This window comes from Runella sp. MFBS21 (genome assembly GCF_029433105.1).
Classification (GTDB): domain Bacteria; phylum Bacteroidota; class Bacteroidia; order Cytophagales; family Spirosomataceae; genus Runella.
In genome coordinates, this window is sequence record NZ_JARNTW010000005.1 from 309,422 (window position 1) to 325,956 (window position 16,535).

Consider the following 16,535-nt stretch of genomic DNA (forward strand, 5'->3'; position numbering starts at 1 on the left):
TATTAATTTCAAAACGCTATACCATCATGCCGTGGACCAAGGATGATTATCCCGTTTCCTTGAAAAACTTTCGGGCACGGGTACGGAATAAAGCCATCGAAATAGCGAATGCTTTGCTAGAAGAAGGCAACGACGAAGGCCGAGCTATTGCAATCGCCACCGCGAAAGCCCAAGAATGGGCCGAAAATAGAGGCATCACTATCAGAAAAAAAGTGGCGTCTTCATAACAATCAAAGGCTTTCTAAGTTTGAGGCAGTAGAAGCTAAAAACTTAGAAAGTCTCTATTGTATGTGGCTCTATAGGCAAGAAGCCCATCTCTTCCAATCCATGTAAAAAGGAGGGAATTTGCTTTCTTGTAAGCACTCCATCACGAAACCTTAGTTTCTACCAAAATCAACAGACTTTGTAGCTTCTCAAAACTGTTGATTCAAAACATGATATTCTATTTTCGACATATATGGAAAGTAGGGTAGTGATTCTATAAGTTTCTTAACTTGCGGCTCGTCAATGCTTTTAAAAATTAAGACGGCATTTACTTTCGTTACCGATATAAAAAAACTTTCCAAAATTTCTTCTTTTTGCCACAAGTTTACAAACTCCATTTCCTTTTTAGGAAGTTCTGGCGTAGATTTTATGGTTTCAATTCCACTATCCGACAAGGTTATTACAACTAATATTTTATTCATAGCTTAAAGTGTTGAATTTTTATGAGATTGGTTTGAGCCACAAATTTAATGGGGTTCCATCTCTAAAAATTGTATCAAATCACTTTTTTGCCGAAGCTTTAGAGGGCCAACTCCAAACATTTGATACATGTATTTGTTCATTTGTGAGGAGTCATAAAAGCCACTTTCTAATGCAATGTCAGTAATTCTTTTTTTATGATTTGTAAGTATTAAAAATATAGCCCTTCTCAGCCTTGTCCACAAAAGATACTTAGTAATACTACTCCCCGTTTCTTGTTTAAACAAAAAACCTAATCGAGAGGGTGATAAGAAAACGTGATTCGCAATATCGTTAAGTGAAAACTGTTCTGTTTGAAAATTTTGGTTGATATGAACGATTACTTTTTCAACTCTTTCATCTTTTTCTGTGAGGGGTTTGGGTAGCTGATTGGACTTTACAAGATTGGATATAGAAAACTTGAACTCCGAAATATTGAAGAAGTTTGTAAGTTCGTCATTGTTATTAAACACTTTAGAATTGTTGTTCCCAAGTTTGTCAAGGATAATTTTACCAATAAAAGAGTAAGGTTCAATATTGATAATAGTAAGAGTGCTATTACTACATTCACAGGCATGTGCTACCTGAGGTCTGATTACAAAACCATAAATATTTTGATATTTCTTTCTTTCAATTGTAGAATGAAAGGGATTGTCAGTCGTAAATACAATTTGGTACGCTGAATGCCTATGAATTTCAACGTCAGATTGATAGGCTCTTAATGCAAGAATAAATTTGTCCATCAGTTAATCAGTCCGACTAAGCTTACTACTAGCGGTTTGGGAATTGCCGAAGTGGGAGAATTTGAAATACTGTCAGTACAAATATAGGACGAAAGCTGATAGGTATCAAGGTTGATGTACTTGCCTTAGTTTCCAGTTTGCCAATAGGGTAGTTTTGAGTTATCCTGAGCATCCCGACAGCACGTCGGGACAAGCGATAACTTGGCCCAAACTACGATTTGGGTCAAAAATGGTGCAGCGTCTCCGACGCAGCTCATCTTACGGGTCATGAGTATTTGAGAATCTAAGTACGCTTTCATTCACAAATAGAATATTCACTAACTCTGCTATGGCTTTTCCCCAAAAACACTTTTGTTGCACTCATTCGATAGTCATTTTGGCGATGACGGCGGTAATGATACTAAACACGACGAGCTGCTCGTCTCCTAAAAACGATACTATGTCTTCCAACACAAACACTTTTAGTACAGATATCGAAACCCTAAAAAAATTCAAACCCACTCTTGTTCTTGTTTCGCCCGACGATGATTCTGCTCAGGTGGCCGTAGTAGCGGCTCTGCAAGGACGGGTCATGACTTCTACGGCCAATGGCGCGGCGGGCAATAGCTACGGCTGGATTAACCAATCATTGTTAAAAGAAGGGAAATTTACTTCTCATATGAGTGCTTTTGGGGGCGAAGACCGCTTTTGGTTAGGCCCCGAAGGAGGGCAGTTTTCTATTTATTTCCAACCTGGCAAAAAGTTTGTCTTTGATGATTGGCAAGTCCCTGCGGTGATTGATTCTGAGGCGTTTGAGGTGGCCTCGTCCGACAAATCAAAGGCCGTATTTCGCAAAACGACTTCGCTTACCAATTACAGTGGCACTACCTTCGACTTGGTGATTGAGCGTCGTGTGGAGGTACTTAGCAAGGTGGATGTGGAGACGGCGTTTAATCTGCCGCTAAAAAATGTGAAAACAGTAGCTTACGAAACCGTCAATCAAATCACCAATCAAGGGGCTGACTGGAAAAAAGAAACGGGCTTATTGTCGATTTGGATTTTGGGGATGTTTAACCCCTCACCCAAAACTACCGTCGTTATTCCTTTTGAGGGAGGAAATGAAAATAAATCCAAAATCAATGATAGTTATTTTGGGAAAGTCCCCGCCGAGCGTCTTATCATCGAAGACAGTGTGTTGTATTTCAAAGCAGATGGCAAGCATCGCAGCAAAATAGGCTTGCCACCGGGTATTTCAAAACCCGTGATGGGTAGCTATGATGCCGAAAAAGGTATTTTGACGATTGTTAGTTACGACCTTGACCCTACGGGTGACTATGTCAATTCGATGTGGGAAATCCAGAAAGAACCTTTTAAAGGCGATGCCGTCAATTCTTATAATGATGGACCCGTGGCAGATGGGACTCAAATGGGACCCTTTTATGAGTTGGAATCATCGTCGCCCGCAAAAGCCCTCAAAAAAGGCGAAAGCCTCAGACACAGCAGTCGTACCTATCATTTTGAAGGCGACGAAAAAGATCTCAATGCCCTCGCAAAGAAAGCTTTAGGCGTGAGCTTGGAGGAGATTGCGAAGCATTAATACAAATCTCACTGTGTTGGTGAAAGTTTCCTGAAAAAGTGGTTTATTTGTGAATAGCCCACTTTTTCATTCAACAAACCAACGCTTCTTATGAGAAAAATTCTTCTTTTTACGCTCATTTCGTTTTCAGTTTTTAGCCAAAATCCCATCGAAACTTTTACCAAAGACATGGAAAAGAAAGATGGGTTTTTACCCTTTTATTGGGATACCAAAAAGGGAAAGATTTACCTAGAAATCAAACAGTTTGATACCGAATTGTTGTATTATCCCACTTTAGCTCAGGGTATTGGCTCAAACGACATTGGCCTTGACCGGGGTCGTTTGGGGCAAGAACACATCATAAAATTTCAGCGCACTGGCAACAAAGTATTGATGATAGAACCCAACTATGGCTATCGAGCGGTGAGTCAAGATCCACTCGAACGTCGTGCGGTGGAGGAGTCGTTTGCGCAGTCTGTTCACTGGGGCTTTGAAATTGCCGCCGAAAATTCGGGAAATGTCTTGGTTGATTTGACCCCGTTTTTACTGCAAGATGCGGTAGGAGCAATTCAGGACATCAGTCGTTCCAAGCAAGGTACTTACAAATTGGATGCGTCGCGCTCCTCGATGTATTTGCCCAATACCAAAAATTTTCCAAAAAACACCGAATTTGAAGTAACCATCACCCTCACTGGCGATTCTCCAGGTGCTTACTTGCGCCAAGTAGTACCTACTCCCACTACTGTCACAATGCGTCAGCACCATTCGTTTGTGCAGATCCCCGATGCAGATTTTCAACCCCGAGAGTTTGATCCACGCATGGGGTATATTTTTACTTCGTTTTACGATTATGCCACCCCCGTCAGTGAGCCTATCACAAAGCGGTATATTGTGCGGCATCGTCTCAAGAAAAAAGACCCTAATGCCGCATTGAGTGAGGCCGTGGAGCCTATCGTGTACTATATCGATCCCGGTGCCCCAGAGCCTATTCGGACGGCTTTGGTAGAAGGTGCCAAATGGTGGAATCAAGCTTTTGAGGCTGCTGGCTATAAAGATGCCTTTCAAGTCAAATTGCTACCTGCCGATGCCGATCCCATGGATATACGCTATCATTTGGTTCAGTGGGTGCATCGATCTACCCGAGGATGGTCTTATGGCGGTAGTATCATCGACCCGCGCACAGGAGAAATTTTAAAAGGGAAAGTAACTTTGGGGTCATTGCGGGTACGTCAAGATTACCTCATTGCTCAGGGTTTGGTTGGTGATTTTCAGACCGATACTACTAACGTAGAAGATATGATGGGGATGTCGATTGCTCGCCTCCGACAACTCTCCGCGCATGAGATAGGTCATACCTTAGGCTTACCACACAATTACGTAGCGAGTGTGCACAATCGGGCTTCGGTGATGGACTATCCTCACATGCTGGTAGAGCTCAAAGACGGAAAAGTAGATTTATCAAACGCCTACGACCAAAAAATAGGAGACTACGACAAGTGGTCTATTATGTGGGGATACCAAGATTTTCCCAAAGGCACTGACGAGAAAAAAGCCCTTAATGGTATCGTAGAGCAAATGTATGCCAAGGGACTGTATTTTTTGACTGACCAAGATGCACGCCCCGAAGGAAGTGCTCACCCTCAGACGCATCTTTGGGACAATGGCGTGAGTGCGATTGCCGAACTAAAACGTATTTCGGAAGTTCGGAAAGTCACTTTGACTAATTTTGACGAACGTAAACTTCGTACGGGAACTCCGATGAGTTCGTTGGAAGAGGTTTTTGTGCCGATGTACCTTTTTCATCGGTTTCAGGTAGAAGCTACGGCCAAAGTATTGGCAGGCGTAAACTATCGTTTTTCGGTAAAAGGTGAGAAAAATCTTGAAACATTGCCTGTCAATGGTAAAGAACAACGGGAAGCACTGGAGGCTTTGTTACAGACTTTACAACCTTCTTTTCTGAAAGTGCCTTCCTCGGTGTTAAAACTAATTCCTCCCCGTGCTTTTGGATATAGTGCCAATCCCCGTGAGACCTTCAAACGTCGCACAGGACTTGTGTTTGATCCACTTGGGCCACCCGAAGCTGCGGCAGGAATGAGCCTTCGGATGTTACTCAATCCCGAGCGTTTGAGTCGTTTGGTGATTCAGTCAGCAATTGATCCTTCCTTGCCAAGTCTTGAAGAAGTCATCGGGCAGCTTATCAATGCTACTTGGAAATCGACGCAGAGCCGCGCAGGATATGAGGGAGAAATTGAGCGCTTGGTAGAAAAGCTAATCTTGACACATCTTCTGGATTTGAGCCGAAGCAAAGACGTCACTCCTCAAGTACGAGCTAGTATAGGATTGAAAGTGCAAGATTTAAAAACTTGGTTATCAAGACAAACCACGGCGGATATGAAGCAAAAAGCACATTATTTGTTTGCCGAAAATCAGATAAAAGAAGCAGCTTCCAACGCATCAGATATAGTCCCTATCAATGCCATGACTCCACCCGACGGCCAGCCGATTGAATCGGGTTATGAGTGGTTGAAGCCGGTATGTGATTGGGAGCTACCCCAGTATTCACGCATAAAATAAGATACGGCACACTCTGCCTAGGCTTCTCAAGAAAAATCGGCGGGAAGTCTAGGTAGGTGTTTTAGTCAAAAAAAATACTAGAGATAATTACCAACAAAAAGAAAACGACAATCACGATTAAGTAATAAAACAAATCGATGAAAGGATAGTCGTGTCGGTTGAGCTTATTGAGCCACTTATTGAGCATATGCTTGAAAGTGAGTTTAATGAAATGTCAATTTTATTGGTTACTTTCTAAAGTAATTGATAAAAATCCGCTACTTTTAGCTATGTAACTTCCCCACAAATCTAATGCAAATATTTGTAAATACACCTTTGAATGAGGTATTACGCCAGAAATTACGTCAGCAGCTTCCTGCGGAGCATTCAGTATTTTTTAAAATAGAACACACCGAACAACAACAACGCGAAGGCTTTCGACAATCTCAAATTATCTTAGGAAATCCCCCTGCGGCATGGTTTGAGGAGGTTTCGCCAGATCTTCAATTTTGGCAGCTAGATTCGGCTGGATTCGATGGTTTCAAACATGTTTCTTTGCCAGAAGCAGTAGTGTGTAATCTGGCCGATTATTTTTCGATTCCTTGTGCGGAGACAATCATCGCCGGTATCATGGCTTTTTATCGAGGAGTGGACGAACTTACCCTGCTCAAAGCTGAAAAACGTTGGATTGGAGCTCCGCTACGTTTTCGCCTCAATCTCCTAACAGGCAAGCGGGTGGTTATTTTGGGGGCTGGGAGCATTGGTCAAGCCGTCAAAAAAATGCTTGCTGGCTTTGATTGTGATATAAGTATGGTAGCACGATCGCATCCGAGTGCCGATATTCACTCCCCTGAAGCTCTTCTGAAAGTCTTACCTGAGACTGATTTAGTCATTAATTGCCTGCCCGGCATGGCCAAAGGTTTTTTTACGGCTGAGATGATAGACGCTTTACCTTCTACGGCTGTTTTTGCAAATGTAGGCCGTGGGACTACCGTCGATGAAGAAGCGTTGATTAAGGCTCTACAAGAGAAGCGCATTGCGGGTGCAGTATTGGATGTAACGGAAGTAGAACCTCTCCCTTCTGATAATCCCTTGTGGGAAATGCCCCACGTCATACTTACTCAACACACAGGCGGTGGTCAAGCAAGTGAAGATGAAGGAAAAGTCAATTTTTTCGCCAAAAACCTTACCCGATTTTTAGAAGGCAAGCCTGTCGAAAACCAAATCAATTTGTCAAGAGGATATTAAATCTAATAGGGATGAACAAAAAAATCACCATTGCGCTACTGTTGTTTTTAGCAGTTTGGAATATAGGCTTTGGCCAAAAAAACGCAGACGAAAAAGCCATTTTGGCTATTCTTCAAAAACAAGAAGCGGATTGGAATGCGGGCGATGTTAATTCGTTTATGCAAGGTTACTGGAAATCAGACTCTTTGGCTTTTATCGGTGCCAAGGGGCCGACTTATGGGTGGCAAAATACCTTAGACAACTACAAAGTGCGCTACCCTGACCGTGCTTCTATGGGAACATTGAAGTTCACAATTCTGCGTCTTAATCGCCTTGACAAAAACGCCTATTTTGTGATAGGAAAATGGCACCTGACTCGCCCCGAAAAGGGAGACATTGGGGGACATTATACTTTAGTGTTTCGCAAAATAGGAGGGAAATGGTTGATAGTAAGTGATCATACTTCTTAAAAACAAAAATTCCCTTCGGCAATCGCTAAAGGGAATTCTACTCTTTTCACACTATATTAAAATTTTGATGCCTTTTTAGAACAAAAGAAAACTCTTTGGGATAATTACTGCTATAGTTTTTATCAATTAGCATGGGCTTTGCCCCAATACTACTTTTTCTTAGAATGTTTCTTCTACAAACATTTGTCTTCACAAAAAGTTGCGGGAAATTAGTAAAATAACATCGCTTGGTCATTGGAGTTTGAAAGAAATAATATTAAGCAAAGACCAAACACTTTGTAAATGAGAGAGCTAAAGACAGCTTCACCTTCTCTTCTGAAGAGAGAAAGAATGGGTATTTCATAGTAAGTAGGGTATAATGACACTTGCGCCATATAGGCTTTAACTTAAACCAGCAATAATCTTGCCAAAAATAAATTGAAGAGATTGCTTCCTATCGGTTGGGCAACGAAGAAGGATGAGGCAAGGAGGATTTTGGCGTTAAGATGAGCCTTTTTTCTACCTCTTCTAATTTGTACATAATAGTACGAAGCCCTCCTGTTGGTTTGGCATTGGTATCGCCGGGATGGTAAATGGGAAATTTTCTGATGAGCATGTTGTCTTCTATCATAAATGAATCATGCCCCATATAACCTTCCGCTAAGTCTGCGGTAAGAGGTGTGGTATGAATTTTGTCAAAAAAATCAGGGAAAAACTGAAACGCATACACCTTACCAAAGGCACCACTGCCATAGGTGCAAGAATAAATATAGATTTCGGGAGCATTGTTTTGGTCCAAATCACCTGCTTCTGCATTGACGACCCAGCCGTCGGTTTTTTGTCGAATAGTCATCAAAAACGCATTGTCACGACTAACTCGTATCACAAGCTCTCGTACAGATCCAGCATCGCTGGTTGAAATATCAAACTGATGTTTTTTGAAAATAAGGGTTTTCTTGAAGCTTTCGGAGGTAGGAGTTTCGGTAGGCCGAGCATACAAAGCACTTCCCATGAGCAAAATCATGAAAAGACACAACTGTACTATATAATGATGTTGACGCACTACATAGAAGATTTTTAATTATATCAACGCCTCTACTGAGCGTAAATTGTATTTCTTAAATACTAACAAAAAAGCGGCCAAAAGCCGCTTTTCTCTTTTATTTTTTAAATTATTTTTTCAACTCTTTCGATTTTGGGTTCTTTATCGCGGGTGAGTCTGAATTCACGAAAGCGCCTTATGGTCGACATAGTAAACCCTAGCGATAAAATCAAGGTCCCAATCCAGAGCACATTGATGAGAGGCTTCTCGACGGCCTTCATCACAATGAAGTCTCTTTGCTTGGCATTGAATGCAAAAGTGAAAGTGCCTGTTTTGGGATCAATTTCCATAAACTGCGCTCTTAGCCCTAGTTCTTCGTTTACTTCTGGCTTGCGCAATACCATTCGGTCTTGGTTGATAGCAAAAGTAGGGGTGATATAGTATTCGCGGTCTTGGTCGAATATTTTTATTTGTGCTTTGACCGCAATATCGTTGGAAGCTAAGTTGATACCTTCCACGGCATTTACTCGACTTACACTTTCTAGCACCGCCACAAAATCATTCACAAAAAACGTATCTTGAACAGCCACGCGGAAATTTTCGGTAGGTGACCAATCTTGGCTTTCGTTGGGGTTGCTACCAATAGTAGCATACGAATATAAATCCTTGTTAAGCTCGCGTTTAATATCAGGCGATGTAACCAAACCCATACGCTCGTTGAACTGCACTCGCGGATAGAGGGTAGTGATGCGTCCGTTGGGTTCGCGGTATTCGACTTCATAAAAAACATTTTCAGGATATACCGCCACGGTATCACCTTTTTTGTGGTATGTTTTTTCGCCAATAGTAATATCTCTCAAACAAACGGCGTGAAAATCTCCCTCGATGATGTCGAGCCAACTGCTAGGGACATAACTAGAAACATCGCGGATTTCGGTGCGAGGCCCGCGGTAAGTGAGCAAATAATCACTCATACGCGTAGGCTTGCCGAGCCAAAGCAACACGTTTTCTTTGTTTTCCTTGTTGTCTTGTTTAGTAAAGAAATCATCTTTAGAAATCAAAAGTCCTGACGCATTGAGCGAAACTACTTTTTGATAACCCGACGACCACAAAATACCAATCAACATCAATGCCACCCCTATGTGAGTGACAGCGCCACCTGAAAGACGGTAGCTGCCACGCAATACCCCCAAAATAATAGTAATATTGGCTACTAGCGCAAAAACGGCGGCGGTGAGAAGGGCTATATAAGGGAGTTTATGAATATTGCCAAAAGTAATCAACAAAGCAGAAATCAACAATGTAATCCAAAGAGGGGTCAGGAGGTCTTGAAGTTTTCCTTTCTGAACTCGTTTCCACCAAAAAAACTGGCCAATTCCTGACAAAATGGCTATTACGGCAAAAAACCAAAGTTGAAATTTGGTATAATAACTAATGGCATCGGTAGGAGGAGCAAGCTTAGAAACCCCACCAAATGCCTCGACGATTTTGTTCCAGACTGGAATGGAAGTTGGAATAATGACTTGAAAACCAGCCAAGCAAATGACCGTAGCACCCATAAAAAGCCAAAACTCACGTGAGTAAGTTGAAACCTCCTCTTTGTCAGAAGGCATGAGTTTCCAGACCCTTGCACTCAAAAAAATCGCTACGGCAATAAAAGCAAAAAGATACAAAAGAAGCTGCCCCGAAAGGCCCAAATCCGTAAATGAGTGAACGGAGGCATTGCCCAAAACGCCACTGCGGGTAAGGAAAGTAGAATACAAGATCAGGATAAACTGTGCAATCACCAAAATGACGGAAGTCTTAAGAGCAGTAGCATTTTTCTTGGCAATAATCATCGTATGCAAGGCTGCAATCAAAATCAACCAAGGTACATACACGGCATTTTCGACGGGGTCCCAACTCCAGTAGCTATTGAAGCTCAGAGTTTCGTAGGCCCAATAGCCACCCATCAAAATACCCACGCCCAAAATCACCCCCGCCAACAGAGTCCAAGGCAATGCTGGGCGAAGCCATTCCGAAACCTGCTTACGCCATAGACCAGCCATGAGATAAGCAAAAGGGATAAGAGTAAGCGCAAAACCTAGGAATAGGGTAGGAGGGTGAATCACCATCCAGTAGTTTTGGAGAAGAGGGTTGAGACCATTCCCGTCTTTGGGTACAAAATCGGGATTCATTTGTAGAAACGGCGCGTTGGGATTGGCTTCAACGATAGTCAAGAAAGGAGTACTACCGATTTTGAAATCCAAACCAGGTATTACGATTCCCAAAATCATGGAAGTCAAAAAAGCTTGTACTAGCGTATAAACGGTCATCATGGGTGCTTCCCATGTTTTGTTAGTACGAATTAACACCACCCCTAGCACCGCTTGCCAAAACATCCAAAGCATAAAACTTCCTTCTTGGCCTTCCCAAAAACAAGATAGCATATAATACCACGGCAAAGCCTTTGATGAGTGACTCCAAGCGTAGTGATATTCAAAATGATGCCCGTAAATGATGGTATATAAGACCGCACAAAATCCTATCACCGCAGCAGAGTGGGTATAAAAAGCATAACGAGCAAATTGCTTCCAAGTGCCGGTTTCGAGATTGTTGGTAGCCAAAAGCGTGGCTTTTAAGTAAGCATAGGTAGCTACCAAAGCCGTGACAAAAGATATAATAACGAGTAAGTGACCTAGATTTCCGAGTGTCATGAGTTGAAGTAGAAATTGACAAAGGGTGCCTAGTATTTTAAGCTAGTGCACCCTTTGCGTGGGTTGGTTTATATTTTTTCTGCCGTCGCTTCTTTGAAATCAGGCTTTTCGTTGGTGTATTTAGAAGGGCATTTCATCAAGATTTTGTTGCAAGCAAAATAATCACCTTGCATTTTACCAATCACCACTACTTGCTCTGATTTATCAAAATCTTGGGGTTTGGGGCTGAGATATACCACTCGCTTTTCTACTTTGTTGGTATCGACTAGCACAAACTCGAAGTGATTAGCGTCCATGACGGGGTCATACTTCATGCCTACGATTTGCCCGCTAGCGTCTTTTTTGAGCTTTCCTACTACGTGGATATCAGAGGTTTCGCCTTCTTTGGCCATTTCGGTAGCTTCCGTAAAATTGGAGTAAGTACTGGCATTGCCGTAAGTAGAGACAATGATACCGATAGCAATAGCAATGACGATGAGTCCAAAAAGATGTATTTTTTTCATGATGATTATGCTGATTTTTGATGTTTACTAAATTGGCTTAATTCCGCATTCTTCAAATAAACGCTACTTTCAATCTTTACGACTAATTCCCAAAAACTCATTTCTTTGATTGTTTTTCGAGTTTGGAGACTTTGCGCTCTAGGTTAACCAAAAAGGCAATAATGCCCGCAAAAATTACCCCAATAACCACGACTACTACCCATATCTTGCCGTCAGCACGCATTTGGTCGGCCATAGGTGTTTCTTGATTAACAGATTGTTGAGCAAAGAGGTTTAAGGAAACCAACACGTTTAAAAACAAAAACAATATTTTTCTCATGGTTATATCAAATTATACATTAATCTTCTATTTTTTCTAAAGCGCGCACCCGAATACGCAGTGAAGCAATCCAAGTGCCTAGGAGCATCCACCCGATGATAATAGGATAAAACACCCGACGCATCTGATTGTCCATGTCGTATTCGCCAAAGGCAGGGTTGCCGCCGTTGCCGGGGTGCAACGAATCGGTCAGGCGAGGTAAAATGTAAATCAAAGGAATGAATACTGCAAAACAAAATATGTTGTAAATCGCCGAAATACGGGCTTTCTTTTGTTCGTCTTCGAGTGAACTTCTCAACACCAAATACGCAAAATACATCAACATACTGATCGCAACGCTGTTGAGCTTGGGGTCGTTGGGCCACCATCCGCCCCAAGTCACTCTAGCCCAAAGTGAGCCGGTGCTACATCCCAAAGCCCCAAAAAGTAAAGCGACATTGGCAAACTCAACTGCCTTATCGTCGTCGGCTAGGTTGTTAGAACGTAAATAACGAACGGAGAAAATTGCCGACACTAATAGAAATAGCGTAGTAGCAAACCACAACGATACGTGAAAGTACACATTTCGGATACTTTCGTTCAAAATATCACGGCGTGGTACTTCACCCATAAGACCAAAGTAAAAGCCATAAACTAGCAATACCACCGCTACTATTTTCCACCAATATTTTTTCATAATCTATAACTAAATCAACAAATTAAGTGATAACTCAGAGCTAATAAATTTATGTCTCTTATTTGTGTTAGCTCCTCCACAAATAGGGAAATAAAATCAATGACAAAGTTACGACAATCGCGTCCAATGCCAACAATATCATCATTTCGTCGTTGCTACTGCCCCGGTCGAGTCCGTCGAGGGCGTTTTTGGCGAGTTTCATCACCATCAAAAGCATCGGAATAATCACCGGAAAACTCAAGATAGCCATCAATGCGCCGTTGTTTTCAGCCTTGGAAACAATCCCCGCAATCATCGTTAAAGAAGAAGCAAAACCTACACTTGCCAACACAATCGTGAGCAGATACATAGGGATATCACCGACGGGATTTCCCATCACAAAACTATAAAACCCAAAACCTAACATCGATAAAATCAACATCAAGGCGGAATTGTAGATGATTTTGGAAAGAATAATCCACTGCGGGCTTGCCAATGTGTAATAATACAATAACCGTCCCGCACGCTCTTGGGTGAAACTCTTAGAAATGGCATTGATAGCCATAAAAAGCATGATAATCCAAAAGAGGGTATTCCAAGCGAGGGGGTTCAATTGGTTTGACTTGAGCCGAAAACTCAAATAACACACAAAAATGGTACTGACGATATACAACATCATGCCATTGAGGGCGTAACGTTGGCGCCATTCGAGCGTTATTTCTTTGCCAATGAGGGTGCGAAGTTCTTGCATTCAAACGAGGTGTCCACTAAACAATATCCTGCTCTCCAATCAGAGATAAGGAAGTGGCGTCAAAATTACAACACAAACGCACTCGTTGTACCGACAAAAGTCATTAGTTTTTAAATTTTATCCCATTTGTATGGCTTTGTGGCGCCGCCACCAAATAAGATAGCCCAATGAGGCTAGAGCCAAAAGCGAAGAAAGATAAAAAGCGAAAGGCATATTGCTTACTTTTCCACCATACCACCAGCCCGACCACCACGCGCCTACGCCGATGCCCGCCTCTAATGCAATGTACATCGTAGCCAATGCCCGTCCACGATATTCGGGATGACTGAGGTCAATAGCCCAAGCGGTGAGGGTGGGGGTGTTGAGTCCCCATGAAAAACCAAACAAAATCGCCGCCGCCCAAAATCCAAAGGTGGATTGGGTAAAACCAAGTATGGCCATACCAATCGCCAAAATAATGGTAGAGATAATCATGACAGGTACACGACCGTGGATATCGGACGATTTGCTCGCCACGACTCGAATAAGTAAAGAGGCAATCGTATAGACTGTGAAAAACAAGCCTTTGTTTTGAATGCCTAAAGTCTTGCTCAAATCTGGTATAAGGGTAAGAATCACCCCCGATGAAAATGATACACAAAACATGACCAAAAATACGCTCAAGACGCGAGGCTCGAAAATGTCTTGTCGGTTGATTTTGAAGAGCTTAAAGCTGAAAAGCTGCCTCTCTACTAAGGTTTCTTTCATGTTTAGCAAAATCAAAATAGATATCAAAGCAAAAGCAGAAGCTACATAAAACATGGGATTGATACCAAACCATAAAGTAAGATAGCTACCGATAGTGGGTCCAATCGACATACCTGTAGCGGTAAAAATACCAAGCATTCCTGCGGCCTCCCCCCGTCGATTTTCGGGGATGATGTCGGCTACATAAGCAGCGGTCGCGGTAGGTTTGGTTCCAGTTGAAAACCCATGAATGAATCTCAAAAGCAAAAATCCCCACACCACATGTACAAAAGGATAAATCAGGCTACACACACAGCATACCAACGACCCAAAGGCCATGACCGGTACACGGCCGATAGTATCGGTGAGTTTGCCACTGAAAGGTCGCGATAGGCCGGCGGTGAGGGTAAAAAGTGCAATGATGAGTCCGATGTATTGTTGCCCACCCATAGCCGAGAGGTAATCAGGCAATTCAGGAATCATCATTTGAAAACTGGCTGAAAATAGGAAATTACTGAGGCACAAAAGCCAAAATTGTAGATTGTACATACTGCGAAAAAGGGTACGATACGAGAGTTGATTAAAAAAATGTTTTTACGGTTTTTGGGTCTCTCGGCTACTCTTAGTAAAAAAAACAAAGGACTGAAAGTTTCGTATAAGTGTTACTTTCAGTCCTTTGGTATATCATTCTTATTTATATTTATCGAATTCTAAAAACGGTTTCTGGCAAATCTTCCGTATTTGAGTATAAGTCAGCAACCAATAAATCCCCCTGAATCGTCTCTAAATGTACCACGGATTCTAGCGATTTGCTTTCAAACATCAGTGACCAAATACCCTGCTCGCTTTTTCGCCAAAGCTCCACCCAAATACGGCGCGAATCTACCAATAAGTATTCTCTGAACGTTGGAATAGCGCGATAAAGTTCAAATTTTTCGCCTCTGTCATAATTGGCCGTGCTTTGTGACAATACTTCTACGATTAAAACGGGATTGGTCAAGCTACTGGTTTGGCTATCCGAAAACTCAGGTTTTCCACATACCACTACCAAGTCAGGATAAGAGTAAAGCTCAGTAGAAGGAATAAAAACCCGTTGGTCGCTTGAATAGGAGCGGCATGATTTTTTCTTTAAGAAAGAACCTATTTCAATCGATAAATTCTCCCGTATAGCATTATGAGCAGGTTTTGCGCCGGCCATTGCTTCGGGTGTATCGCCTTCAAAATCGCCCATGGGGTAGATGTGACCGTCAAAATACTCACTTTTATAAGAAGCCTTTTCTTCCAATTCTAAGTATTCTTCTGGCGTATAGTGTTTTTTTGGAAGTGGATTCATTACAAAACTTTGTTAAAGTCTTAAACTTTAACAAAGTTAAAAAAAAACAGAATAGCTAATACCTAAGTAAATTTGGTATTTAAAATTTTGATGTATATTTGTGATATGCAACAACAAACTTATCTGAAAGGCTGCTTGAGCGCGATTGTCTTGCAACTTTTACAAGACAACAAACGCATGTACGGCTACGAAATCACTCAACGGGTACGCGAAATTACGGCGGGAGAGCTTCAACTCACCGAAGGGGCGCTTTATCCTACTTTGCACAAATTGGAAGCGGAAGGCGTACTCACTACCGAAAATGCCCTAGTGGACGGCCGAAATCGAAAATACTATAAGCTCACCGAAAACGGGCAACAGCAAGCCCAAAGTGCGGTGTCGGAATTGGCGGATTTTGTGACAAATCTCCAAAAAATATTGAACTTAAAACCTTCTCTGTGATGAACTTAACCCCCACTCAACTTGACCTTATCAGCAAAGAACTCATCCAAGGTGGTATCAAGTACCAAGACTTGTACGAAGAATTGCTAGATCATTATATTTTGGCTATTGAAGATAGACAAGCCCAGGGGCAAACTTTTGAAAGTGCTTTTGGGGAGGTTCATGCGGATTTTGTAAACTACAAACGCCCAGCTCGTGCGTGGGACCATTATGGGGTATGGAAAGACTATACAAACGGAGGTGTACCCGAATTTGGAATTGGCAAACTTCAAGCTGAGTACGAAGAAAATTTGAGGGGGGAAATTTCCAAAAGGCATTGGCAAATCATGAAATCCTACTTCCGTTGGCCTACGCTTGTGACAACGCTTTTGGTTGGATTGCTTACTTTTCAGTTTGCATATTTGGTGTCTAGGCAGTATTTTGTTTGGGTTTTTATGGCGTGTGTACTGACTCCGCTTTTGATGCTTATTCCACAAACTATAAAACAGATTTGGAGGTATGCATCGGGTAAACAAAAATTTGTGAATTCGTTGAAATTCAACGCAGTGTCTTCAAGATTGGGGCTACTATTTGCATGGGTGAGTGTGACTTTAAATTTGCCACGTGCTTTTTTAGACTACAATATTTTCAGGGAAGGGCCAATTGTGCTAGTGGCTTTATTGTTTTGCTTTTACATTGCTTACTCTCTTAGTTTCTATCAACTTTATAGTGAGCGTTTTAAAGTAAATGTAGCCTAAAAAAATAACCACAAAGAAAACGAAGAAGGCCGCTAAGTTCACAATGCTTTGTGTCCTTTGTGCTATTCTTGGTGTTCTTTGT

17 protein-coding genes are annotated in these 16,535 nt (G+C 42.0%); 7 read left to right on the plus strand and 10 right to left on the minus strand.

Features of this window, described 5'->3' with window-relative positions; genetic code table 11:
* Window positions 1–26: 26 nt before the first annotated feature.
* Window positions 27–227, plus strand: a complete 201-nt coding sequence (locus P1X15_RS14145) for a DUF2188 domain-containing protein (protein WP_277338780.1) — start codon at window positions 27–29, stop codon at window positions 225–227.
* A gap of 186 nt (window positions 228–413) precedes the next feature.
* Here P1X15_RS14145 and P1X15_RS14150 read toward each other — a convergent pair whose 3' ends face one another.
* Both P1X15_RS14150 and P1X15_RS14155 read right to left on the minus strand, forming a co-directional pair.
* Window positions 414–686: a hypothetical protein gene (locus P1X15_RS14150; protein WP_277338781.1), complete on the minus strand. Its 273-nt coding sequence runs from the start codon at window positions 684–686 to the stop codon at window positions 414–416.
* Between the two features lie 45 nt (window positions 687–731).
* The gene (locus P1X15_RS14155; RefSeq protein ID WP_277338782.1) at window positions 732–1,466 is read right to left on the minus strand and encodes a helix-turn-helix domain-containing protein; all 735 of its coding nucleotides are present in this window, start codon (window positions 1,464–1,466) and stop codon (window positions 732–734) included.
* A gap of 439 nt (window positions 1,467–1,905) precedes the next feature.
* Here P1X15_RS14155 and P1X15_RS14160 point away from each other — a divergent pair, with 439 nt between their 5' ends.
* The 4 genes from P1X15_RS14160 to P1X15_RS14175 all read left to right on the plus strand — a co-directional run bounded on the left by P1X15_RS14160 (window position 1,906) and on the right by P1X15_RS14175 (window position 7,271).
* Window positions 1,906–3,042 carry a DUF6786 family protein gene (locus P1X15_RS14160; protein WP_277338783.1) on the plus strand — a complete coding sequence of 379 codons (1,137 nt, stop codon included), beginning with the start codon at window positions 1,906–1,908 and terminating at the stop codon, window positions 3,040–3,042.
* Window positions 3,043–3,132: 90 nt separating this feature from the next.
* Complete coding sequence (locus P1X15_RS14165) at window positions 3,133–5,595, plus strand: zinc-dependent metalloprotease (RefSeq protein ID WP_277338784.1); 2,463 nt, start codon at window positions 3,133–3,135, stop codon at window positions 5,593–5,595.
* A gap of 291 nt (window positions 5,596–5,886) precedes the next feature.
* Window positions 5,887–6,822, plus strand: coding sequence for a D-2-hydroxyacid dehydrogenase (locus P1X15_RS14170; protein WP_277338785.1), 936 nt, complete (start codon window positions 5,887–5,889; stop codon window positions 6,820–6,822).
* 11 nt (window positions 6,823–6,833) lie between these two features.
* On the plus strand, window positions 6,834–7,271 hold the full coding sequence (locus P1X15_RS14175) for a nuclear transport factor 2 family protein (RefSeq protein ID WP_277338786.1): 438 nt from the start codon (window positions 6,834–6,836) through the stop codon (window positions 7,269–7,271).
* A gap of 433 nt (window positions 7,272–7,704) precedes the next feature.
* On the opposite strand, the gene P1X15_RS14180 is transcribed toward P1X15_RS14175, so the two are convergent.
* From P1X15_RS14180 to P1X15_RS14215, 8 genes are all read right to left on the minus strand, one after another.
* Window positions 7,705–8,274, minus strand: coding sequence for a hypothetical protein (locus tag P1X15_RS14180; RefSeq protein ID WP_277338787.1), 570 nt, complete (start codon window positions 8,272–8,274; stop codon window positions 7,705–7,707).
* Window positions 8,275–8,417: 143 nt separating this feature from the next.
* A complete protein-coding gene (gene ccsA / locus P1X15_RS14185; protein WP_277338788.1) occupies window positions 8,418–10,988 on the minus strand; it encodes a cytochrome c biogenesis protein CcsA in 2,571 nt (856 codons plus the stop codon).
* A gap of 68 nt (window positions 10,989–11,056) precedes the next feature.
* Window positions 11,057–11,491 (minus strand): cytochrome c maturation protein CcmE, encoded by a 435-nt coding sequence (locus tag P1X15_RS14190; RefSeq protein ID WP_028668989.1) that lies wholly within the window; start codon window positions 11,489–11,491, stop codon window positions 11,057–11,059.
* A gap of 97 nt (window positions 11,492–11,588) precedes the next feature.
* Window positions 11,589–11,810, minus strand: a complete 222-nt coding sequence (locus P1X15_RS14195) for a CcmD family protein (RefSeq protein WP_028668990.1) — start codon at window positions 11,808–11,810, stop codon at window positions 11,589–11,591.
* Window positions 11,811–11,829: 19 nt separating this feature from the next.
* On the minus strand, window positions 11,830–12,486 hold the full coding sequence (gene ccsA / locus P1X15_RS14200) for a cytochrome c biogenesis protein CcsA (protein ID WP_028668991.1): 657 nt from the start codon (window positions 12,484–12,486) through the stop codon (window positions 11,830–11,832).
* A 67-nt stretch (window positions 12,487–12,553) separates the two neighbouring features.
* Window positions 12,554–13,216 carry a heme exporter protein CcmB gene (locus tag P1X15_RS14205; protein ID WP_028668992.1) on the minus strand — a complete coding sequence of 221 codons (663 nt, stop codon included), beginning with the start codon at window positions 13,214–13,216 and terminating at the stop codon, window positions 12,554–12,556.
* 117 nt (window positions 13,217–13,333) lie between these two features.
* A complete protein-coding gene (locus tag P1X15_RS14210; protein ID WP_277338789.1) occupies window positions 13,334–14,491 on the minus strand; it encodes an MFS transporter in 1,158 nt (385 codons plus the stop codon).
* 151 nt (window positions 14,492–14,642) lie between these two features.
* Complete coding sequence (locus tag P1X15_RS14215) at window positions 14,643–15,275, minus strand: Uma2 family endonuclease (protein WP_277338790.1); 633 nt, start codon at window positions 15,273–15,275, stop codon at window positions 14,643–14,645.
* Window positions 15,276–15,380: 105 nt separating this feature from the next.
* Here P1X15_RS14215 and P1X15_RS14220 point away from each other — a divergent pair, with 105 nt between their 5' ends.
* Together P1X15_RS14220 and P1X15_RS14225 are read left to right on the plus strand one after the other, a co-directional pair.
* Window positions 15,381–15,716: a PadR family transcriptional regulator gene (locus P1X15_RS14220; protein WP_277338791.1), complete on the plus strand. Its 336-nt coding sequence runs from the start codon at window positions 15,381–15,383 to the stop codon at window positions 15,714–15,716.
* Complete coding sequence (locus P1X15_RS14225; RefSeq protein WP_277338792.1) at window positions 15,716–16,453, plus strand: hypothetical protein; 738 nt, start codon at window positions 15,716–15,718, stop codon at window positions 16,451–16,453. Before P1X15_RS14220 ends, P1X15_RS14225 begins: the two co-directional genes overlap by 1 nt.
* Window positions 16,454–16,535 lie beyond the last annotated feature (82 nt).

What these genes read in the sequence shown, in the direction of transcription:
- P1X15_RS14150 (WP_277338781.1), bottom strand. Translation starts at nt 686, where the DNA reads ATGAATAAAATATTAGTTGTAATAACCTTGTCGGATAGTGGAATTGAA.
- P1X15_RS14225 (WP_277338792.1), top strand. Translation starts at nt 15,716, where the DNA reads ATGAACTTAACCCCCACTCAACTTGACCTTATCAGCAAAGAACTCATC.
- P1X15_RS14190 (WP_028668989.1), bottom strand. Translation starts at nt 11,491, where the DNA reads ATGAAAAAAATACATCTTTTTGGACTCATCGTCATTGCTATTGCTATC.
- P1X15_RS14180 (WP_277338787.1), bottom strand. Translation starts at nt 8,274, where the DNA reads ATGATTTTGCTCATGGGAAGTGCTTTGTATGCTCGGCCTACCGAAACT.
- P1X15_RS14160 (WP_277338783.1), top strand. Translation starts at nt 1,906, where the DNA reads ATGTCTTCCAACACAAACACTTTTAGTACAGATATCGAAACCCTAAAA.
- P1X15_RS14175 (WP_277338786.1), top strand. Translation starts at nt 6,834, where the DNA reads ATGAACAAAAAAATCACCATTGCGCTACTGTTGTTTTTAGCAGTTTGG.
- ccsA (WP_028668991.1), bottom strand. Translation starts at nt 12,486, where the DNA reads ATGAAAAAATATTGGTGGAAAATAGTAGCGGTGGTATTGCTAGTTTAT.
- P1X15_RS14205 (WP_028668992.1), bottom strand. Translation starts at nt 13,216, where the DNA reads ATGCAAGAACTTCGCACCCTCATTGGCAAAGAAATAACGCTCGAATGG.
- P1X15_RS14165 (WP_277338784.1), top strand. Translation starts at nt 3,133, where the DNA reads ATGAGAAAAATTCTTCTTTTTACGCTCATTTCGTTTTCAGTTTTTAGC.
- P1X15_RS14215 (WP_277338790.1), bottom strand. Translation starts at nt 15,275, where the DNA reads ATGAATCCACTTCCAAAAAAACACTATACGCCAGAAGAATACTTAGAA.
- P1X15_RS14145 (WP_277338780.1), top strand. Translation starts at nt 27, where the DNA reads ATGCCGTGGACCAAGGATGATTATCCCGTTTCCTTGAAAAACTTTCGG.
- P1X15_RS14195 (WP_028668990.1), bottom strand. Translation starts at nt 11,810, where the DNA reads ATGAGAAAAATATTGTTTTTGTTTTTAAACGTGTTGGTTTCCTTAAAC.
- P1X15_RS14170 (WP_277338785.1), top strand. Translation starts at nt 5,887, where the DNA reads ATGCAAATATTTGTAAATACACCTTTGAATGAGGTATTACGCCAGAAA.
- P1X15_RS14155 (WP_277338782.1), bottom strand. Translation starts at nt 1,466, where the DNA reads ATGGACAAATTTATTCTTGCATTAAGAGCCTATCAATCTGACGTTGAA.
- P1X15_RS14210 (WP_277338789.1), bottom strand. Translation starts at nt 14,491, where the DNA reads ATGTACAATCTACAATTTTGGCTTTTGTGCCTCAGTAATTTCCTATTT.
- ccsA (WP_277338788.1), bottom strand. Translation starts at nt 10,988, where the DNA reads ATGACACTCGGAAATCTAGGTCACTTACTCGTTATTATATCTTTTGTC.
- P1X15_RS14220 (WP_277338791.1), top strand. Translation starts at nt 15,381, where the DNA reads ATGCAACAACAAACTTATCTGAAAGGCTGCTTGAGCGCGATTGTCTTG.